15 protein-coding genes and 1 riboswitch are annotated in these 18746 nt (G+C 66.3%); of the genes, 9 read left to right on the plus strand and 6 right to left on the minus strand.

The window, feature by feature from the left end:
- Positions 1 to 32: 32 nt before the first annotated feature.
- A complete protein-coding gene (locus LJ656_RS00805; protein ID WP_230507357.1) occupies positions 33 to 3011 on the plus strand; it encodes a molybdopterin-dependent oxidoreductase in 2979 nt (992 codons plus the stop codon).
- Between the two features lie 10 nt (positions 3012 to 3021).
- The gene (locus LJ656_RS00810) at positions 3022 to 3885 is read left to right on the plus strand and encodes a 4Fe-4S dicluster domain-containing protein (RefSeq protein WP_230507358.1); all 864 of its coding nucleotides are present in this window, start codon (positions 3022 to 3024) and stop codon (positions 3883 to 3885) included.
- A 49-nt stretch (positions 3886 to 3934) separates the two neighbouring features.
- On the opposite strand, the gene crcB is transcribed toward LJ656_RS00810, so the two are convergent.
- Positions 3935 to 4315, minus strand: a complete 381-nt coding sequence (crcB, locus tag LJ656_RS00815) for a fluoride efflux transporter CrcB (RefSeq protein ID WP_230507359.1) — start codon at positions 4313 to 4315, stop codon at positions 3935 to 3937.
- A 75-nt stretch (positions 4316 to 4390) separates the two neighbouring features.
- Positions 4391 to 4452, minus strand: a riboswitch (Fluoride riboswitch).
- 120 nt (positions 4453 to 4572) lie between these two features.
- A complete protein-coding gene (locus LJ656_RS00820; protein ID WP_230507360.1) occupies positions 4573 to 5760 on the minus strand; it encodes an ammonium transporter in 1188 nt (395 codons plus the stop codon).
- Between the two features lie 450 nt (positions 5761 to 6210).
- On the opposite strand from LJ656_RS00820, the gene LJ656_RS00825 reads away from it, so the two are divergent.
- Positions 6211 to 8085 (plus strand): sensor histidine kinase, encoded by a 1875-nt coding sequence (locus LJ656_RS00825; RefSeq protein WP_230507361.1) that lies wholly within the window; start codon positions 6211 to 6213, stop codon positions 8083 to 8085.
- Positions 8086 to 8092: 7 nt separating this feature from the next.
- On the opposite strand, the gene LJ656_RS00830 is transcribed toward LJ656_RS00825, so the two are convergent.
- Both LJ656_RS00830 and LJ656_RS00835 read right to left on the minus strand, forming a co-directional pair.
- Complete coding sequence (locus tag LJ656_RS00830) at positions 8093 to 8419, minus strand: hypothetical protein (protein ID WP_230507362.1); 327 nt, start codon at positions 8417 to 8419, stop codon at positions 8093 to 8095.
- Positions 8420 to 8589: 170 nt separating this feature from the next.
- The gene (locus tag LJ656_RS00835) at positions 8590 to 9171 is read right to left on the minus strand and encodes a DJ-1/PfpI family protein (protein ID WP_230507364.1); all 582 of its coding nucleotides are present in this window, start codon (positions 9169 to 9171) and stop codon (positions 8590 to 8592) included.
- 311 nt (positions 9172 to 9482) lie between these two features.
- Here LJ656_RS00835 and LJ656_RS00840 point away from each other — a divergent pair, with 311 nt between their 5' ends.
- The 4 genes from LJ656_RS00840 to LJ656_RS00855 all read left to right on the plus strand — a co-directional run bounded on the left by LJ656_RS00840 (position 9483) and on the right by LJ656_RS00855 (position 14379).
- Complete coding sequence (locus LJ656_RS00840; protein ID WP_230507366.1) at positions 9483 to 9956, plus strand: BCAL1086 family glycoprotein; 474 nt, start codon at positions 9483 to 9485, stop codon at positions 9954 to 9956.
- Between the two features lie 94 nt (positions 9957 to 10050).
- Entirely contained in the window at positions 10051 to 10500 is a 450-nt protein-coding gene (locus tag LJ656_RS00845; RefSeq protein WP_230507368.1) for an Rrf2 family transcriptional regulator, read from the plus strand.
- Positions 10501 to 10719: 219 nt separating this feature from the next.
- Positions 10720 to 11367, plus strand: a complete 648-nt coding sequence (locus LJ656_RS00850) for an NAD(P)-dependent oxidoreductase (RefSeq protein ID WP_230507369.1) — start codon at positions 10720 to 10722, stop codon at positions 11365 to 11367.
- Between the two features lie 129 nt (positions 11368 to 11496).
- Complete coding sequence (locus LJ656_RS00855) at positions 11497 to 14379, plus strand: mechanosensitive ion channel family protein (protein WP_230507370.1); 2883 nt, start codon at positions 11497 to 11499, stop codon at positions 14377 to 14379.
- Between the two features lie 15 nt (positions 14380 to 14394).
- Here the strand turns inward: LJ656_RS00855 and LJ656_RS00860 are convergent, their stop codons facing one another.
- Positions 14395 to 15051 (minus strand): cysteine dioxygenase family protein, encoded by a 657-nt coding sequence (locus LJ656_RS00860; protein WP_230507371.1) that lies wholly within the window; start codon positions 15049 to 15051, stop codon positions 14395 to 14397.
- Positions 15052 to 15189: 138 nt separating this feature from the next.
- Between LJ656_RS00860 and LJ656_RS00865 the strand changes: the two genes are divergently transcribed.
- Together LJ656_RS00865 and LJ656_RS00870 are read left to right on the plus strand one after the other, a co-directional pair.
- A complete protein-coding gene (locus tag LJ656_RS00865) occupies positions 15190 to 15663 on the plus strand; it encodes an Lrp/AsnC family transcriptional regulator (protein ID WP_230507373.1) in 474 nt (157 codons plus the stop codon).
- Between the two features lie 247 nt (positions 15664 to 15910).
- A complete protein-coding gene (locus LJ656_RS00870) occupies positions 15911 to 16120 on the plus strand; it encodes a hypothetical protein (protein ID WP_230507375.1) in 210 nt (69 codons plus the stop codon).
- Positions 16121 to 16166: 46 nt separating this feature from the next.
- Here the strand turns inward: LJ656_RS00870 and LJ656_RS00875 are convergent, their stop codons facing one another.
- Positions 16167 to 18665 carry an FUSC family protein gene (locus LJ656_RS00875; protein WP_230507377.1) on the minus strand — a complete coding sequence of 833 codons (2499 nt, stop codon included), beginning with the start codon at positions 18663 to 18665 and terminating at the stop codon, positions 16167 to 16169.
- Between the last annotated feature and the right edge of the window lie 81 nt (positions 18666 to 18746).

Consider the following 18746-nt stretch of genomic DNA (forward strand, 5'->3'; position numbering starts at 1 on the left):
ATCTGCAGCAATACCTCGGTTTGGGTGAAACAATGAAACGACAAATGCTTGAAGCGATCCTGTTTGCACTGCCGAAAGTGCTCGATCTGACGGCGCGCCGCTTCCCAGACTACCGGAAGCGCCTCGAGGAGCGAAACCTGGTCGCCTGGATCGGCCTGATGGATCGCAGCCTCGGTCGCGTCATCGAGGTGAGGAACGGTCGCATCCGCTCGCGTGCGGACACGCATCCGCAAGCCGACGTGAGCATGCTGTTCAAGGACGTCGCCACGGCCCTTAAATTCCTTTCGCCGCGCCAGGATCACGCAGAAATTATTCATGCGGCAAAGAACTTCAAGGTGATCACGGAAGGCGACGATGAACTGCTGGTGTGGTTCATGCAAACGCTCAGCATGATGCAAACCGTCGGCCTGCCAATGGGCGTGCGGATGCGCGACGGCACCCAGCGTTATACGACGTGCACGAATGGAGGCCCGTTGTTCGTCTATGTGAAGGCGGGCCGCATCGTTCGCGTGACGCCCATCGATCTCGACGACAACGACGCGGCGAGCTGGCAGATCGAAGCGCGCGGCCGACGCTTCAGCCCGCCGCGACGAGGCCTCGTCGCACCGCACGCATTGTCGGTGAAGTCGCTCGTCTATTCGGACAAGCGCATCCTTCATCCGCTCAAGCGCGTCGATTTCGATCCCGATGGCGAGCGCAATCCGCAGAACCGCGGCAAGTCGGGCTATGTGCCGATCAGTTGGGACGAGGCGCTCGATATCGTCGCGCGCGAGATCAACCGGCAAAAACGGCTTCATGGTCCGGGCTCCATCACGTTTCCGATGTCGTCGCATCATCAGTGGGGCAATGTCGGCTACTACCTGAGCGCGTTGACCCGCTTTGCGAATCTGATCGGCTTCACGCGCGTTGCCGCCAATCCCGACAGCTGGGAAGGCTGGTACTGGGGGGCGATGCATCACTTCGGCAACTCGATGCGGGTCGGCGTGCCGGCAGGGTACGGGGGCCTCGAGGACTGTCTGAAAGAAGCGCGGATGATCGTCTTCTGGTCCTGCGATCCCGAGAGCACCAACGGGGCCTACGCGGGATTCGAGGGCACGCCGCGCCGTCTTTGGGCCAAAGAGCTCGGAATCGAATTCGTCCACATCGATCCCCACTGCAATCCGACCGCGCAGTTGCTCGGTGGCCGCTGGATTCCCGTGCGACCGCAGACCGACGCGGCCCTCGCTACCGCGATCATGTACGTGTGGACCGTGGAGGGCCTGTACGACGAGCACTACGTTGCCAGCCGCACGACCGGCTTCGACCAATGGCGCGCGTATTTGCTGGGCCACGCAGACGGCCTGCCGAAAACGCCCGAGTGGCAGGAGGGCGAGACCGGCGTGCCGGCGAAAGACGTGCGCGCGCTCGCGCGCCGGTGGGGGAAGAACAAGGTCTATCTCGCGGTCGGTATGACCGGCGCGGGCTTCGGCGGCGCGGGGCGCGGCGCGACCGGCGCGCAATGGGCGCGTTGCATGGTCATGATGATGGCGATGCAGGGATGGGGAAAGCCGGGCGTCAATTTCGGCTGCCTCGAACTCGGCGCTCCTCACGACCTGCATTTCTATTTCCCGGGATACGCGGACGGCGGCATGTCCGGCGACCTCGCGTGGACCGCGAACGCAGTGAACAACTACCAGCGCATGCCCCACATTCTGACCATGAACCCGGTGAAGCAGATGGTTCCGCGCCAGCAGTTGCCCGACGCGATCATCGACGGTCACGCGACGGGTTATTTGTGGGACGGCATTTCGCAGGAGGCGCAGTTCGCGCCGTTCAGCTACCCGATGCCCGGCTATTCGCCGATCCACATGATTTATCGCTATGGGGGCTCAGCTTTCAGCACGGTCACGAAGTCCGGACGCTGGCTCGACGCCTATCGACATCCGAGCATCGAGTTCGTGGTCAACCAGTCGATCTGGATGGAAGGGGAAGCGCAGTTCGCCGACATCATTCTGCCGGCGTGCACCTCGCTCGAGCGCTGGGACATCGGCGAATGGTCCAATTCCGGCGGCTACGCGCATCATGGCTACAACACCGTCAATCATCGCATCGTGACGTTGCAGCACAAATGCATCGAACCGCTGGGCGAGTCCCGCTCCGACTACGCTATCTTCACCGCCATCCTGAGCCGCCTGGGTCTGGGCGGCGTGTTCACCGAAGGCTGCGGTGAACTCGATTGGGTCAAGCGGGTGTTCGAATCGTCGGATCTGCCCGTTCACATTTCGTGGCGCGACTTTTGTCGCAAAGGCTATTTTGTGGTTCCGCCGGAGAAGCCCGAATTGCGGCATCCGGTCGATATGCGCTGGTTTGCGGAAGGTCGTCGCAAGGATCTGCACGAGCCTCATCCGCTGCCGTCGCAGTACGCCGAACAGTTCGGCGAGGGCTTGCAGACGCCGAGCGGCAAATTCGAGTTCGTGCCGGAGCTGCTGATGCGGCATACCCGCGACAACCCCGAGCGACCGCCGGTGAATCGCTATATCCCATCGTGGGAGGGATTGCGCTGCGGCCTGTCGGCGCGTTATCCGCTGCAATTGATCGCGACTCACAGCCGCTACAGTTTTCATACTCATTGCGACGGCAAAAACTCGTCGGTCAACAGCATCGAAGATCATCGCGCGCTGGTCGGCGGGCACCGTTTCTGGCTGTTGCGACTCAGTCCCGCGGACGCGTCCAGTCGCGGCATTGCTCATCGCGATCTCGTGAAGGTCTACAACGAGCGGGGCGCTGTCATTTGCGCGGCCGACATTTCACCTCTCGTCACCGCGGGTGTCGTCAAGTCGTATGAGGCGAGCGCCGAATTCCAACTGATCGAAGTGAACGGCGAACGCGTCGAAATAGGCGGTTGCATGAACCTGCTGACCCCCGACCGGCCGCAAACGGCGGGTACGAGCAGTATGAGTCCGAATTCATGCCTGGTGCAGGTCGAAAAATGGAACGGCGCCGATGCGTTCATGCTCGGTCGCGCAGCGTGAGGAGTGCGAGATGAGCAAGTGGAATCTGGTGATCAAGGTCGGGCAGTGCGAGAACTGTCACAACTGCGTGATCGCCGCGCGCGATGAGCACGTCGGCAACGACTTCCCCGGTTATTCGGCGCCGGCCTGCGCCGATGCCGAAAGCCCCGTTCGCATCCTGCGCCGGGTCCAGGGCGACTCGCACATGGTCGAGACCACGTATTTGCCGGTGATGTGCAATCACTGTGACGACGCGCCTTGCATGCGGGTCGGCGGCGACGCAGTGCGCAAGCGCGCCGACGGCATCGTCATCATCGATCCCGAGAAGGCGCGCGGCCGCAAGGACATCGTGAAGGCCTGCCCATATAAGGCAATAGTCTGGAACGACGCGTTGCAAGTGCCGCAGACGTGGATCTTCGATGCTCATCTGCTCGATCAGGGCTGGCCGCATCCGCGATGCGAGCAGTCTTGCCCCACGGGCGTCTTCGAGAGTGTCAAGCTCGACGACGCAGCGATGGCGGAAAGGGCGCGACGCGACGGACTCAAGGTCTTGCGGCCCGAATTGAAGACCCGGCCTCGCGTGTGGTACAGCGGACTGGAGCGCTGGGAAAGCGTGTTTATCGGCGGATGTGTGAGCGCACGGGTCGGCGGCGTGGTGGACTGCGTCGCCGGCGCGGACGTGACGCTTTATGCGGGGCAGCAGCGGGTGGCCGAGACGGTGTCGGACGCGTTCGGCGACTTCCGGTTCCCGGGGCTCGCGAAAGGCAGTGGCGGCTATCGGGTGGAGATCAGTCATCCGCTGGGCAACGCGTCGCGGGACTGCGAACTGGGCGAGAGCGTTTTTTTAGGCGAGATCGGCCTCGTGCAGTCGGCGAGTCCGGTCGAACTCGCCTGACGCGATTTCTTCCTCGTTTAATGCGGCAGATTCCCTGCGGCCGACAGCCTCAGCGCGCCAGCACCGAAACAGTCGCGATGCCGAGAATCGTCATCACCAGCGACGCGCTTACGTGAATCACCACTTCGCCGGCCGCCCAGCCGAGCCGGCCGTCCTGCAGGCGCTGCACGACTTCCGCGGAGAAGGTCGAGAAGGTGGACAGGCCGCCCATCAGGCCGGTGATCACGAACAGGCGCCACTCGGGCGCAAGCTGCGGCACTCGCGCGAAGCCCGCGACCGCCACGCCGATGATGTAGCCGGCGATCACGTTGGCGGCGAGCGTGCCGAGCGGCAGCCCGCTGAAGAGGCCGTTCATGCGAATGCCGAGGAACCAGCGAAACAGCGAACCGAGTGCGCCGCCGATGGCGACCGCGAGAAAAGACCAGTACATGGGGAGAGGAATCGAAACCGGAAGGTCGACAAACCGGTTGATGCGGAGCGAGCCGATGCCGCGTCCGCATGACCGGGCGTAGCAGGCATCATCAGCCCCGAGGGCGGTTAATGGAGAATGCCATCTCCAGCCGCGCAGTCTAACATCGGCGCGCGGCTTTTGGGGACAGGCTCAAAGGGGCGCGAGGCGGCGCGGAGCGGGGCGGAAGGGCGGCGCAACGGCGGCGGCCCCGATCGCGTCGCGCCGTCCGCGTTGCGTCACTCCGGCGTCGCCGAAATCTTGTGGATCGACAGATCCGCGCCGTTGTATTCCTCTTCCTGGTCGAGCCGCAGCCCGACCGTCTTGCGAATCACCCCATAGACGAGCGTGCCGCCCAGCCCCGATACGACGATCCCGCCGAGCGTGCCGAGCACCTGCGAGCCGAACGCGACGCCGCCCAGGCCGCCGAGCGCCTGCGTGCCGAAGATACCGGCCGCCAGCCCGCCCCACGCGCCGCATAGCCCATGCAGCGGCCACACGCCGAGTACGTCGTCGATGCGCCAGCGGTTTTGCACGCAGGTGAACATATAGACGAACAGCACGCCGGCGATGCCGCCCGTCACCAGCGCGCCGAGCGGATGCATGATGTCCGAGCCCGCGCATACCGCGACCAGTCCGGCGAGCGGCCCGTTGTAGGTGAAGCCCGGGTCGTTGCGGCCCGCGAACCACGCGGTCAGCGTGCCGCCGACCATCGCCATCAGCGAATTGACCGCGACGAGGCCGCTGATCTTCTCGAGCGTTTGCGCGCTCATCACGTTGAAGCCGAACCAGCCGACCGTCAGCACCCACGCGCCGAGCGCGAGAAACGGAATGTTCGACGGCGGATGCGCGGCGATGCCGCCGTCGCGATGGTAGCGACCGTGGCGCGCGCCGAGCAGCAGCACGGCCGGCAGCGCGACCCAGCCGCCGAACGCGTGCACCACCACCGAACCGGCGAAGTCGTGAAACGGCGCGCCGAAGACCTGCGTGAGCCAGCCCTGGATGCCGAAGCGGTTATTCCACGCGATCCCCTCGAAGAACGGGTAGATGAAGCCGACCAGCACGAAGGTCGCGAACAGTTGCGGATTGAATTTCGAGCGTTCGGCGATCCCGCCCGACACGATCGCCGGAATCGCCGCGGCGAAGGTCAGCAGGAAGAAAAAGCGCACGAGCGCGTAGCCGTTGTGTTCAGCGAGCGACGCGGCGCTGCCGAAAAACTGCACCCCATACGCGATCGTGTAGCCGATGAAGAAGTACGCGATCGTCGAGACCGCGAAGTCCACCAGAATCTTGACGAGGGCATTGACCTGATTCTTCTTGCGCACCGTGCCGAGTTCGAGGAACGCGAACCCCGCGTGCATTGCCAGCACCATCGCGGCTCCGAGCAGAAGGAACTCGGTATCGGCGCCGCTTTTCAGACTTTCCATCGATGTGTCCCGCTTATGCCAAAAAAGAGTGCGATGGGAGCAAGAAGCGGGCCAAATTTGTGCCGACCGCGTCGGCCCGGTGCAAACCGGGCACCGGCATGGATTCGATGACGCCCTCGCTCGGGGAGATGCACTCAGACGATGCACCTGAACGGCGACGATGAGCACAACATCAGTGCATGTCAGGCGGGGCTCGGCGGGAACGAACCAATTCAGGGCGAATTATTCGATTTTAATTACGGTTAGATTCGAAATCCTGACGGATCGGTGCATGTTAATGTGCGTTGGCGTTTGTCGCCGAAACCGGCGCTGCCCGGGCGACGCGCATTGCGCGGGGGCCGCGTCCGGCGGCCCACGGTAGCGTCCGCGCTGCTTTGTCTTCGCCCGCAAAGCCGACATAATGTGCCGACTCCGCGCCCGCTCGGCGGACCACCCCTCCAATGCGCACGCATGAGACTGACCACCAAAGGCCTGTTGCTGATCGCGATCCCGGCCGTTTTCGAACTCGCGCTGCTGTCCGGCCTCGTGAAGGCGCAGGCCGACACGGCCCTGGCCGAGCGCCTGGCATTGCACAGCGAGAGCGTGCTGCGCCACAGCGCCGCGATTGTCGATCCGGTACTGTCGGAGTCGGTCGCGCTGCGCGGCGCGGTGCTCGCCAACGACGCGCGCTTCGCGACGCCGGTCGGGCTGTGGATCGACCTCGACCGGCGCATCGATCAACTGGCCGAACTGGTCGCCGACAATCCTGGCCAGGTCGAGCGCGTGGTCGAGGTGCGCCAGGCGGTGCAGGCCTACCGGCAATGGTCGGACCGGGTTCAGGACCTGTTGCACGCGGGGCGGCACGACGATATCGCCGCGCGCTTTCGCGACCTTGCGCAGGCCGATGTGCTGGACCGCTTCCGCTTGCACGTGAACGCGTTTCAGGCCGAGGAACGGCGTCTGGACGCGCAGCGCTCGAACGCGGCGGCCGCTGCGCGGGAGCGCCAGCAGACGCTGATCGTCGCCGCCGCGCTCGGCTCGCTGCTGTTCGTTGGGCTGGCCATGTGGCTGTTCACGCGCGGCGTGCGCGGCCGGCTCGCGCTGCTGTCCGACAACGCCGGCCGGCTCGCCGGCAACGAGCCGCTCGCGCCGCTCGGCGCGGGCCGCGACGAGATCGCCCGGCTCGATCTGACCTTGCACGAGACCAGCCGCCGGCTGCTCGAAGCGGAGCGCATCGAGGCGCGCTTTCACGCGGATCTGGAGCGCCGCACGGTCGAACTCGCGCGCATCAACGAGACGCTGCGGCAGCAGACTCAGGAAAACGAAATGTTCATCTACAGCGTGTCGCACGATCTGCGCGCGCCGCTGGTGAACCTGCAGGGTTTTTCGAAAGAGCTGATCCGCGCCGGCGACGAACTGCGCGCGGCGGTGCGCGGCTCGTCGCTGGCGGCGGCGACGCGCCAGCGGATCGAGCGGATCGTCGACGAGGACATCGGCGAGGCGCTGCATTATCTGCAGACCGCGGTGCTGCGCGCGTCGCACATCATCGATGCGCTGCTGCGGCTGTCGCGGGTCGGACGGGTCGAGTACCGGCGCCAGCGGGTCGATATGCGCGACATCGTGCAACGCGTGGTCGATGCGATGCAGGGCTCGATCCGCGCGCGGCGCGCGCGCGTGACGGTCGGCGAATTGCCCGCGGTGTGGGGCGACCCGACCGCGCTCGAACAGATCTTCGCGAACCTCGTCGGCAACGCGGTCAATTACCAGGACCCGAAGCGCGCGAGCCGCATCGAGATCGGCACGACGCCGGCGCCGCCCGGTGTGCATTCGCTGCGGATCTTCTACGTGCGCGATAACGGCCTGGGTATTCCGGAGATCGCGCTGCCGCGTCTGTTCAATGCGTTCCAGCGCCTGCACGGCACCGCGACCGCGGGCGAGGGGATCGGCCTTGCGCTGGTGCGCAGGATGGTCGAGCGGCACGGCGGACGGGTGTGGGCGGAATCGAAGGAAGGGACGGGGACGACGTTGTATCTGTCGCTGCCCGAGGCGGACGCGAGGACGGAGGCGGGGGCGGGGCGCGAGCAGCCGGCCGCGGGCGCGCCGGCGCTTGCCGAGGCGGCGGCCGGCCAGCCGTCGCGCGACGCGCGGGGCGGCCCGCAGGCGCAGCTCGACGCGCGCGAGCGGGCGGGGGCGGCCAGTGACGCTAATGCCGGGGCAGGGGCGGCGGTGTTCGGCGCGGGTGTGGCCGCGGCCGGCAAGCCGGCCGCGCGGTCGGTCGCGCAGTCGGTCATGCGGGCAGGCGGGCGCTCAGTCGCGCAGTCGGCCGAGCCCGAGCGTCCCCTCTGAAGACTCCCTAGCAGCGCGCGAATACGCGCCGCGGCTTCAACAGCCGGCGCCCGCGCACCGACCAGTAGCAACCGCAAACCACCAGCAACGCGACGCCCGCCAGCGCTTCGACAGGGCTCGGCCGCAGGCCGTGCAGACCGTCGATACTGAACAGTCCGTTGGCGGCGATCAGCAACGCCGCCCACAGCGCGCACGCGGCCTGCAACAGCAGACGCGTGCCGGTCAGATGTCGCGCGCGGTTATGGCACGACCAGGCGGCCGGCCGGCGGGCACAGAAAAAAGCGATCGCCATCAGCATGATGACGAGAGTCACGATCCAGTCGATCAGTTTCATCGAAACAGCACTCCCTAAAGCTGCCGCGACTATAGGGAAGTGCTGAGCCGGAAACTATCGGACGATTCTCAAATGTTGGATCGGATTTTCGGCCGGCGGTGGTCGCCGCCGGGGAGAGATTCGAGCGCGGGGGCTGGGCCCGCGCTCGCTGCTCGATGCATCGATGCAGTTCAATGCTCGATGCGGGTGCCCAGCAGCACGAGGAATTGCCGGAGCCACTCGGGATGCGCGGGCCACGCGGGCGCGGTGACGAAGTTGGCGTCGGTGATCGCGGCGTCGACCGGGATGTCCGCGTATTCGCCGCCGGCCAGCTTCACTTCGGGCGCGCAGGCGGGGTAGGCGGAAATGCGCTTGCCGCGAATCACGTCGGCGGCGGCGAGCAACTGCGCGGCATGGCAGATCGCGGCGATCGGCTTGCCGGCCTCGGCGAACTGCCGCACCAGTTCGATCACCTTGGGATTGAGCCGCAGATATTCGGGTGCGCGGCCGCCGGCGATGCCGAGCGCGTCGTACTGCTGCGGATCGACGTCGTCGAAGGTGGCGTTCAGCGTGAACTGGTGACCGGGCTTCTCGGTGTAGGTCTGGTCGCCCTCGAAATCGTGGATCGCGGTCTTCACGCGCTCGCCTGCTTTCTTGTTCGGACAGACCGCGTCGACGATATGGCCGACTGCCTGCAGCGCCTGAAACGGCACCATCGTTTCGTAATCCTCGGCGAAGTCGCCGGTCAGGAACAGGATCTTCTTTGCCGCCATCGTATATCTCCGGTTGATCGATACAACGTTGGGATGCTGCCAGTGCTCGGGGTCGATGCTGAGTGCTCGATGAGGTGCTCAGTGAGGTGCTCAATGGGGTGCTCAATGAGGTGCTCAATGAGGTGCTCAGTGACGTGCTCGGCCAGTCTACTCCATGAAGTTTGACAGAACCGGGTCCGCGTTTGCGCGGCGCTCGCGTTCAGTTCCGGCGGCGGCCGGACTGCGCGCCGCCCATCCCCGGATCGCGGCGCCGGCGGTATCATGGGCGCGTCTTTGCTAGCGTGAGCCGCCCGGCGCGGCTCCTACTGATCATGATTTCATCTGTTTCCTCTTCGTTGCTGCGCCGCGTTGCGTGTGTAGTGTTCGGTTTTGGCGTGCTGGCCGCGTGCCAGAAAAACGATGCGTCGACCGGCCAGGTCGCGGGCAAGCTCAACGACGCCGCCCAGCTCGCCGGTCAGAAGCTCGACCAGGCGGCGAGCTACGTCGGCCGGCAAGTCGACGCGACCAAATCCGCCGCGCAGCAGAACCTCCAGTCGGCCTCCGCGCCGTCGATCAAGATCGACCCATCGGCGCTCGCCTCCAGCGCGCAGGCCAATCTGCAGAACGCCGCGAGCGCGGCCAACGCGCAACTCGGCAAGGCCGCGTCGCTGACCGGCCAGGGCCTCGAAACGGCGGGCCGCAAGCTGCAGGCATGGTCGGCGCAGAACGCGAGCGCGTCGGCTTCGGCGAACGCGTCGAACGCATCGGGCGATTTCGCCGATGCGCAAAAACGGACGGACAAATGACATGCGCGTCAGTCGATTTCGCAGCGACCGGTTTGACGCTGCCGTTAAATGTAACTATGATCGTTGCACTTCGTCGGTCTCGGGCGGGTGAGATGTGAACACCAGTAGCCGCTTTGCGTTTGCCGTGCATGTGCTTGCGCTGCTGTCGTTGCAGAGCGGGGTGCCGTTGTCGTCGGAGATGATCGCGGGCAGCGTGAACACCAATCCCGCGCTGATTCGCCGGCTGCTGGCGATGCTCGCGGAAGCGGGCCTCACCACCTCGCAGCTGGGCGCGGGCGGCGGCGCGCTGCTGGCGCGCTCGCCCGCGCAGATCACGCTGCTCGACGTGTATCGCGCGGTCGACGATGCGCAGTTGTTCGCGCTGCATCGTGAGGAGCCGAATCCGGCCTGCATGGTGGGGCGCAATATTCAGGGCGTGCTGCGCGGCGTGATCGATGAAGCGCAGCAGGCGATGGAGGCGTCGCTGGCGGCGCGCACGCTCGCCGATGCGACCGCCGACGTGGTGCGTCTCGAGAAACAGCGCGAGCGCAGGCGCCGCGCGTGAGCCGATGAGCCGGTGCGGCGGGCGCGTCGCGCTGGCCTCACCGGCACTTGCAAGCAGGAAGCGCGGGGCACGTGTCGAGCCGTGTGAACGGTACGCGCGCCGCGGACGGGCAAACGAAGCAAACGAAGTAACCAACGCAAACGGGGTGAAGTCCCCGCTTTTTTTCTCTTTATATGTAATCGATCTAGTTACATATTCAACGGTCAGGAGCACGATGAAATGAGCAAGCAACTGAAAATCGCACTGTTCGGCGCGACCGGCATGGTCGGCTCGCGGATCGCGGCCGAAGCGGCCCGCCGCGGCCATCAGGTCACCGCGCTGGTGCGCGATCCGGCGCGCGTGCCGGCCGGCGTCGCGAATCTGCATGCGGCGCGCGCCGACCTGCTCGACGCCGCGAGCGTCGGCGCGGCGGTGCGCGGGCATGACGTCGTCGCGAGCGCGTATGCGCCGCCGCAAGGCGATCTCGCGACGCTGACGCGCGCCACCCATGCGCTCGTCGAAGGCGTGCGCGCGGCGGGCCTGAAGCGTCTCGTGGTGGTGGGCGGCGCGGGTTCGCTCGAAGTCGCGCCGGGCAAGCAGCTGGTCGACACCGACGGTTTCCCGGACGCGTATAAGGGCATCGCGCTCGCGCACCGCGACGCGTTCGACTACTACCGCGGCGTCACCGATCTCGACTGGACCTTCTTCGCGCCGGCCGCGCTGATCGCCCCGGGCGAGCGCACCGGCACGTTCCGCACCGGCGCGGCCACGCTGATCGCCGATGCGGACGGCAACAGCCGCATTTCGGCGGAAGACTACGCGATCGCGTTCGTCGACGAACTGGAGCAGGGCCGCTTCGTGCGGCAGATCGCGACCGTCGCTTATTGAGCGTCTTACTGAGTGACTTACTGAGCGTCGCCGTTCGCGCAAGCTCCCTAACATTCGGTTACGCATGCGCGGGCGCGGCGGGCAAAACAGCGGCTACACTTGGCGTCTCCCGTTTTCTTACGGATTGCCATGCAGTCATGCCCGTCGCGGCGTGAGTCCGAGGCTGCGCCGTCCAGCGGCGGGCAGCAGCCGGCGACCCGCGCCGTTCCCCATTTCTCCTCCGACCCTATCGACCACGCGCCGGCCGCGCGTCGCGCGCGCTCGCCCGTTGTCAATCGTCTGAGCGGCTGGCGCGGCTGGTTCGGCGCGCTGCTCTGCGCGACGCTGCTCGCGTGCGTCGGTCTCGCGCCGCGCATCGCCAGTGCCGCCGGCGCGAGCGAGGCCGCCGCGAGTGCTCCGGCGCCCGCGCCTGCCACGCCGGTGATCCCGGCGTTGCAAAGCCTGATCAATAGCGCGACCGTCAACGCGACGCCCGCCGCGCCGGCTTCCGGCGCATCGGCCGCCGAGGCGGCATCTGCGCCGTCGGCCGCGAGCCAGGCGGAACTCGCGCGCTCGCTCGACAGCGTGATCGCGACGCTCGACAACGATCGCCAGCGCACCGCGCTCGTCAACCAGCTGAAGAAACTGCGCCAGGTGTCGCAGGACGCCGCGCAAACCGTCGGTCCGGCCGCGCCCGCGCAGCCCAGCCCGGGGCTACTCGGCGCGATCGCGTCGGGGATCGCATCGTTCGAATCCGACATGCACCAGGGCCGCACGCCAGTGCGCTACTGGAGCGGCCGCCTGACCGCGGCCGGCAACGAGCTGTACACGATCGTCTCGGGGCAGAGCCGCGAAAGCCTCGGCAGCATCCTGCTGGCGATGCTCGCGATGCTGGCCGGCTGGGGCGCCTGCGCCGGCGCGCTGATCTACCTGCAGCAGCGGCTGTACCGGCGGCTCGGCGTCCAGATCGGCCTGCGCCCGAATCCGACCACCCGCGAGCTACTGGTGTTCGCGTTGCGCCGCGTCGGTCCGTGGATCATCGCGTTCGTCGCCGCGCTCCTGTTCGTGCGCGCGATGCCCGATGCGCTCGGCCGCACGCTCGGCATGGTGGTCGCGTATGCGATCGTGGCGGGCGCGGTGTTCTCGGCGATCTGCCTGATCATGTTTTCGCTGTTCGGCTCGGGCCACCGGCGCGTCGCGGTGCGGCTGCTGATCGATCACGCGCGCCGCGTGCTGTTCGTGATCGGCGTATGCGGCGCGCTCGGCGACGCGGCCGTCAACTACGACGTCGCGCATCAGCTCGGCTCGAATCTCGCCGCGCTGATTTCGACCGCGGCCAATATGACGGCCGCGGTGCTGACCGGCTATTTCGCGCTCGCGTTCCGGCGCCCGGTCGCGCATCTGATCCGCAACCGCTCGTACGAACTGCGCAACGACCACCAGGCCGCGACCGATGCGTTCGACGTGCTCGCCGCGCTGTGGCACGTGCCGGTGCTGGTGCTCGCCGCCGCGTCGGTGGTCGCGACGCTGGGCGGTTCGGGTTCGAGCGAGAACGTGCTGCAGATTTCGATCGTCACCGCGCTGCTGCTGGTGCTGGCGTTTTTCCTGTCGGCGATCGTGCTGCGCATGACACGCCCGCGCAGTGCCCGCGCGCGCCGTCGCTCGCCGTATCTGACGCGTCTGCTGCGCTTTTGCGGCACGCTGCTCACGCTGTTCATCTGGCTATTCTTCTTCGAGTTGGCCGCGCGGTTGTGGGGGGTGTCGCTGGCCGCGATGGTCGAGCAGAACGTCGCCGCGCGCGGGATCGCGCATGCGGTGACGGCGATCGTCGCGACGGTGTTCATCGCGTGGCTGCTGTGGATTCTGGTCGACACCGCGATCACCGAGCAGCTCAATCCGGGCAGTCCGCGCAACAAGGCGCGCAGCCCGAGCATGCGGGCCCGCACGATGCTGCCGCTGGTGCGCAACGTGTTGCTGGTGACGATCATGACGATCGCCGGCATCGTCACCGCGGCGAACCTCGGCATCAACGTGACGCCGCTGCTGGCGGGCGCCGGCGTGATCGGTCTGGCGATCGGCTTCGGCGCGCAGTCGCTGGTGACCGACCTGATTACCGGCCTGTTCATCATCATCGAGGACACCATTTCGGTCGGCGACTGGATCGACGTCGACGGCGGCCACGCGGGCACGGTCGAGCATCTGTCGATCCGCACCGTGCGGCTGCGCGACGGCCAGGGCGCGATCCACGCGATCCCGTTCTCGCAGATCAAGATCGTCAAGAACCTGTCGCGCGATTTCGCGTATGCGGTGTTCGAAGTGCGTCTCGCGTTCTCGACCGACGTCGATCAGATCATGCAGCTGATCCGCGAAGTCGGCGCCGATCTGATGGCCGACTTCCGCTACCGGCGCGAGATGCTCGGGCCGATCGAGGTGTGGGGGCTCGACCGTTTCGATCCGAACTGGATGGTCGTCAAAGGACAGATCAAGACGCGGCCGCTGCAGCAATGGAGCGTCGCGCGGGCGTTCAATCTGCAGCTCAAGCGCAAGATGGACGAGGTCGGGATCGAGATTCCGGTCGCGCAGATGCGGGTGTACACGTCGTCGAAGGACAGCGAGGGCGAGCCGTTGCGCGACGATGAGATGACCGGTTTCGTCGCGCCGGTGGAGGGAGGGCGGCCGGTGCCGCGCGGCGATGACGGTGCTTACGGGCGGCAGTCGGAGGCGCTGCGCGAAGGGGCTCACGCAAGGACGCACGAACCTTCACGGGAACGCTCGCGCGAAAAGGAGCGCGAGCGCAAACCTGCGCGCGAAGCCGTGACCGACGAACCCTATGAGGCGACGCATCAAGCGACGCATCAAGCGACGCATCGAGCGGCCGGCCTCGGCCCGTCGGCGCACGCCGCGCCGCCGGTGCCGCTCGCGCCGGTGCGCGACGTATCGCATGAACCGCGGCCGGCGCCGCCGCCGACCGGACAAACCGCATCGACTCCGCCGCAGATTCCGACCGCGGGCGATGCGGGCGGGAAGACCTGAATTCGCAGGTTCAGTTCAAGCGAGCGCTAGCGCGTCGGCAACCCGCACGACGTCGTTCACATGCGTGCTGATCCGCGCGGCTTCGACGCCATACACGTGCAGCGACACGGCTGTGGCATCGCTCAGGTTGCCGAGCCGATGAATCGCGCCGCGCCCGCTGCGCACATACGAGACCGCGCCGGGCTGGCGCGCCTGCGAGCGCAGCGCGCTCGCGCAATGCTGCGACTCGTCCCACGCGAAAATCGTTTCGTTTAACTGACCGTCGAGCACCGCGTAGCCGCACCACGTGTGATGCGCATGCACCGGGCTCGCCTGACCCGGCTGCCAGACCAGCGCGGCAATCGCGTAGCGGCCGTGCGGGTCGGCGGCGAGCAGGTGGCGCCGGTAGCAGTCGGCCGAGCCTTCGCGTTGCGCGGGCGCGAGCAGCGCCGGGTCGGCGGCCGCCTCGGCGAGCGCGACACGCATGCTGCGCGCGAAGAAACGCGAATGCGACGGTTCGGGGAAGCTCGCGCAGGCCTCGAACATCGCGTCGAGCGTGTCGCACAGACGCGCGAGCGGCGTACGCGCAAAATCGCGCTCCGCCGGCGTGGCCGCACGAAAAGTCGCCGCCTGCGACGGCATCGGATAGTCGGCAAGGCGCTCGAAAGAGGGGGCGCGGAACTCGTCGGTCATGGTCGTGGTGCAGTGGCTGCGCTGCTGATCGGCTGTTTTTGGGTATCGATATTTATACCCGTTTGACCCGAGAAAGAGTTTCCATATAATTCCCCCACGGGTTAGAAAAGTAGAATAATTTCCTCTAAGGGGTAGCGCATGGGCATGGATATCATCGACCGGAAGCTGCTGGAATTACTGCAGGAAGACGCGACCATGCCGATCGCCGAACTCGCGCAGCGCGTGAACCTGTCGCAGACGCCGTGCTGGAAGCGGCTGCAGCGCCTGAAGGAAGCCGGGGTGATCCGCGCGCAGGTCGCGCTGTGCGATGCGCGCAAGCTCGGGGTCGGCACCACGGTGTTCGTCGCGGTACGCACCAACCAGCACACCGAGGCGTGGGCCGCCGCGTTCACTCAGGTAGTGCGTGACATCCCCGAAGTGGTCGAGGTCTACCGGATGAGCGGCGAGACCGATTACCTGCTGCGCGTGGTGGTCTCCGATATCGACGACTACGACCGCATCTACAAGCAGCTGATCACGAGCGTGCCGCTGTACGACGTCAGTTCCAGTTTCGCGATGGAGCAGATCAAGTATTCGACCGCGTTGCCGGTGCGTTCTTTTGCGGTGACCTGAGCGGCGCGCACCGCGCTGCGCGGGCGCTGTGTGTTGCAGTGAGGGCGCTGTGGGATCGCTGTGAGATCGCACTGCCGCGCCCGCACCGGCAGGTGCGCCGCTTGCTGCGAATCTATCGAAGTCAGCGCCGCGCGCGCGAATTCCAGGCGATCCGTTCGTTGCTATGCAAGCCGCGTGCAAGCTCAGTGGGCGTAGAATTCGCGTTCCCTGAAAACCCGCGACTGCTTCGCGAACCGAGCCCGCTTCAATGACCAAACCGCCGCGCAAGAAGGACCCCACCGTCGGCATCGCCATCTTCATCGTGGTGGCGATCCTGCTGGTGATCGTCACGCTGTTCTATAACGCGATCCGCGAGAAGGAAGAGTTCGACAGCCACAACGCGACCCCGCCGTCGGTGACCTCGCAGGCGGCCGCGGCGGCCAACGCGCTGAAGCCGGCGAGCGGTCCCGCGCAGTAAGCGGGTCGCCGCGACGCGGCGGCGCTTCCTCGCGGCGCGTCTTGTCTTATTGGTCCGGCAGCCGGATCATGCTCGCGTCCTTGCGAATCTGCGCGGATGCCGCGAGCATCTGCTTGCATTGATGCGCGAGCAGTTTCATGTCGTGCACCGCGTCGGCGGTGTACTCCGGCGACTTCTCCGTTTCGACCACCATCGCATCGAGTTCGCGCGTCATCAGCTTGATCTGCTCGCCCTGGTCGGCGGGCAGCGCGGTGCCGGCTTCGGCCGCGCTCAGGTTCTCGCGCACGAGGCTCAGCGCGCGTTGCAGCGGCTGCAGCGAGATGTCCTCGACCTGCTGCTGCTGTTGCGCGGAAGTGCGTAGCAGCGGCGAGGCCGCGGCGATCTGCGATGCGAGCACGTGACTGCGCACCAGCAGGCCATTGAGTTCCGGCACGAACTTCTGCGCGGACTTCGGTTCGAGCATCATCCGCTGGAACGCCTGGCCGAGATTCGCGAACGCGACGTGCACGTTCTTGCGCGCGAGCCGGTAGCGGTAGTCGCGATCGAGCGCGGTCGCCGCGGCGCTGGCCGCGGCCGAGGTGCCGCTGTTCGCCGCGCGCGCGGCCGGGTTGTTGACCGTCGCGGCGCCGGCGGCGGCTTCGGGCGCGCCGGCAGTCGCGGCCGCGGCCCCGGCCGCCGCCGTATTGGCGGCGACGCTCACCGTAGCGCCGGTTGTGGCGCTAGGGCCCGCCAGCGCCGCTGCGCCAAAGCCGAGCCCCGCATCGGCCATCGCTGCGGCCGGCGCGAGCGCGCCGCTTTCGGTGACGGTCGCGACCACCGCCGCGGCCGGCTTGCCGCTCCACCACCAGCTCGCTTCCAGATACTGGCGGGTCGCACTGATCACGTTGTTGACCAGCTTGCCCATCAGCCGGTATTCCCAGTACGGGAACAGGTGGCTCGCCGCGATCGCGATCGCACAGCCGACCACCGTGTCGATCGCGCGCTCGCCGATAATGCGCATGCTGCCCGGCGCCAGCAGATGGAACAGCAGCAGCACGTACGACGAAGTGAACACCACGCTCGCCGTGTAGTTGAACAGCAGCAGGCTGTAGCTCATCACCATCGACGCGAACATCACCACCATCAGCAGATGCGGCTGCTTGACGAACATGATCAGCGCGATGCTCGCCGCGCAGCCGATCAGCGTGCCGATGATCCGCTGGCCGTTGCGCTGTTTGGTCAGCGAATAACCGGGCTTCAGAATGATGACCGTGGTCATCACGATCCAGTACGCGTTGGTGAGCGGCAGCAGGCGGCCGAGCCAGAAACCGACCGCGACCGCGATCGTCACCCGTAGCGCGTGGCGAAAGCTCGGCGAGGCCATCGTCAGATTCGAGAAGATCTGCCCGAACGGCACCCGCCGGCTCGACACGAAGCGGCTTAGCGCCTGGTCGATACGCAGTTCGGTTTCGGTCGCGCTCGGCTCGCTCGTGAGGCTGCGGTGCATCTTGTCGATCAGCCGCGTCGCGCTCCAGATGCGGCGGAAATTGGCCGACACCGCCGAATACGCTTCCGGGTTATGGGTCGGCAGTTCCTTCTTGCGCATCAGTTCGATCTCGTACTCGATCGCGCGCAGTTCCGCCTTCACGTTCACACGCTTGCGCGGCGCCTGATTCTGCAGCACCGCGAGGCCGATTTCCTCGAGATCGGCGGCCGCCTTGCGGATCAGGTCGCGATAGAACACCAGCAGATCGGAGCCGCCGAACGTGCTGCGCACCAGCGTGTAATCGGTTTGCGCGCCGACGAACAGCTCGTGCAGATCGACGGTATTGATGAACAGGTTGTAGAGCATCGCGCGGTGCGGCTCCAGCTTGCCGCGCCTGAGCCGCGGCAGGTTGCGCAGCACGATGTCGCGCGCGGCCTCCTGGCGGTCCACGGCGGAAATCTGCTTGTCGACCAGATTGCGGTAGCACTCGTCGAGATCGTTGTCGAGGTCGTAGAACGCGGCGCGCGCGAGCAGGTAATCGGCGCACGCGAACACGCTTTCGGCGAGCGCCTGCTGCTCGATCCGGTTCATCATCCAGCGGCTCACGAAGGTCGACCAGTACGTGTACCAGAGGCCGCCGAGCAGGATCCACGACGCGTTGGTCAGCGCCTGCAGCGGCGTGAAGTGATCCTCCAGCGTCATGATCATCATGAACAGCGTCGCGAAGCTGATCTGCGGCCAGCGGTTGCCGTACACGACGATCAGCGACAGCACGAACGTGAGCGGCACCACGGTGGCCCATAACGCGACCGGGTTGACGGTCGCCAGACCCGTGGCCAGAGCGGACAGAAAACCGATCACCGTGCAGGCCAGCATTTCGTTGTGCTTGTACTTCAGCGGCCCGGGCATGTCGACCACGCACGCGCCGAGCGCGCCGGTCGCGATCGTGAAGCCGAGTTCGCGATCGTGGAACACGATCAGACACAGGAGCACCGGTAAGGACACGCCGACCGCGATGCGCAGGCCGCCATAAAAGTACTGGCTATATAAGAATTTTCTGATTTCGACCGAATAGCGCATCGACTACCTGGGATTGATTCACGAAGAAAACCACAGTTGAGAAGGCCGCTCCAAATTGGTGTCGAGTCTATCTTATTTCCG

Origin of the sequence: Paraburkholderia sejongensis, from assembly GCF_020880815.1 — a bacterium.
In the GTDB taxonomy this organism is placed as follows: domain Bacteria; phylum Pseudomonadota; class Gammaproteobacteria; order Burkholderiales; family Burkholderiaceae; genus Paraburkholderia; species Paraburkholderia sejongensis.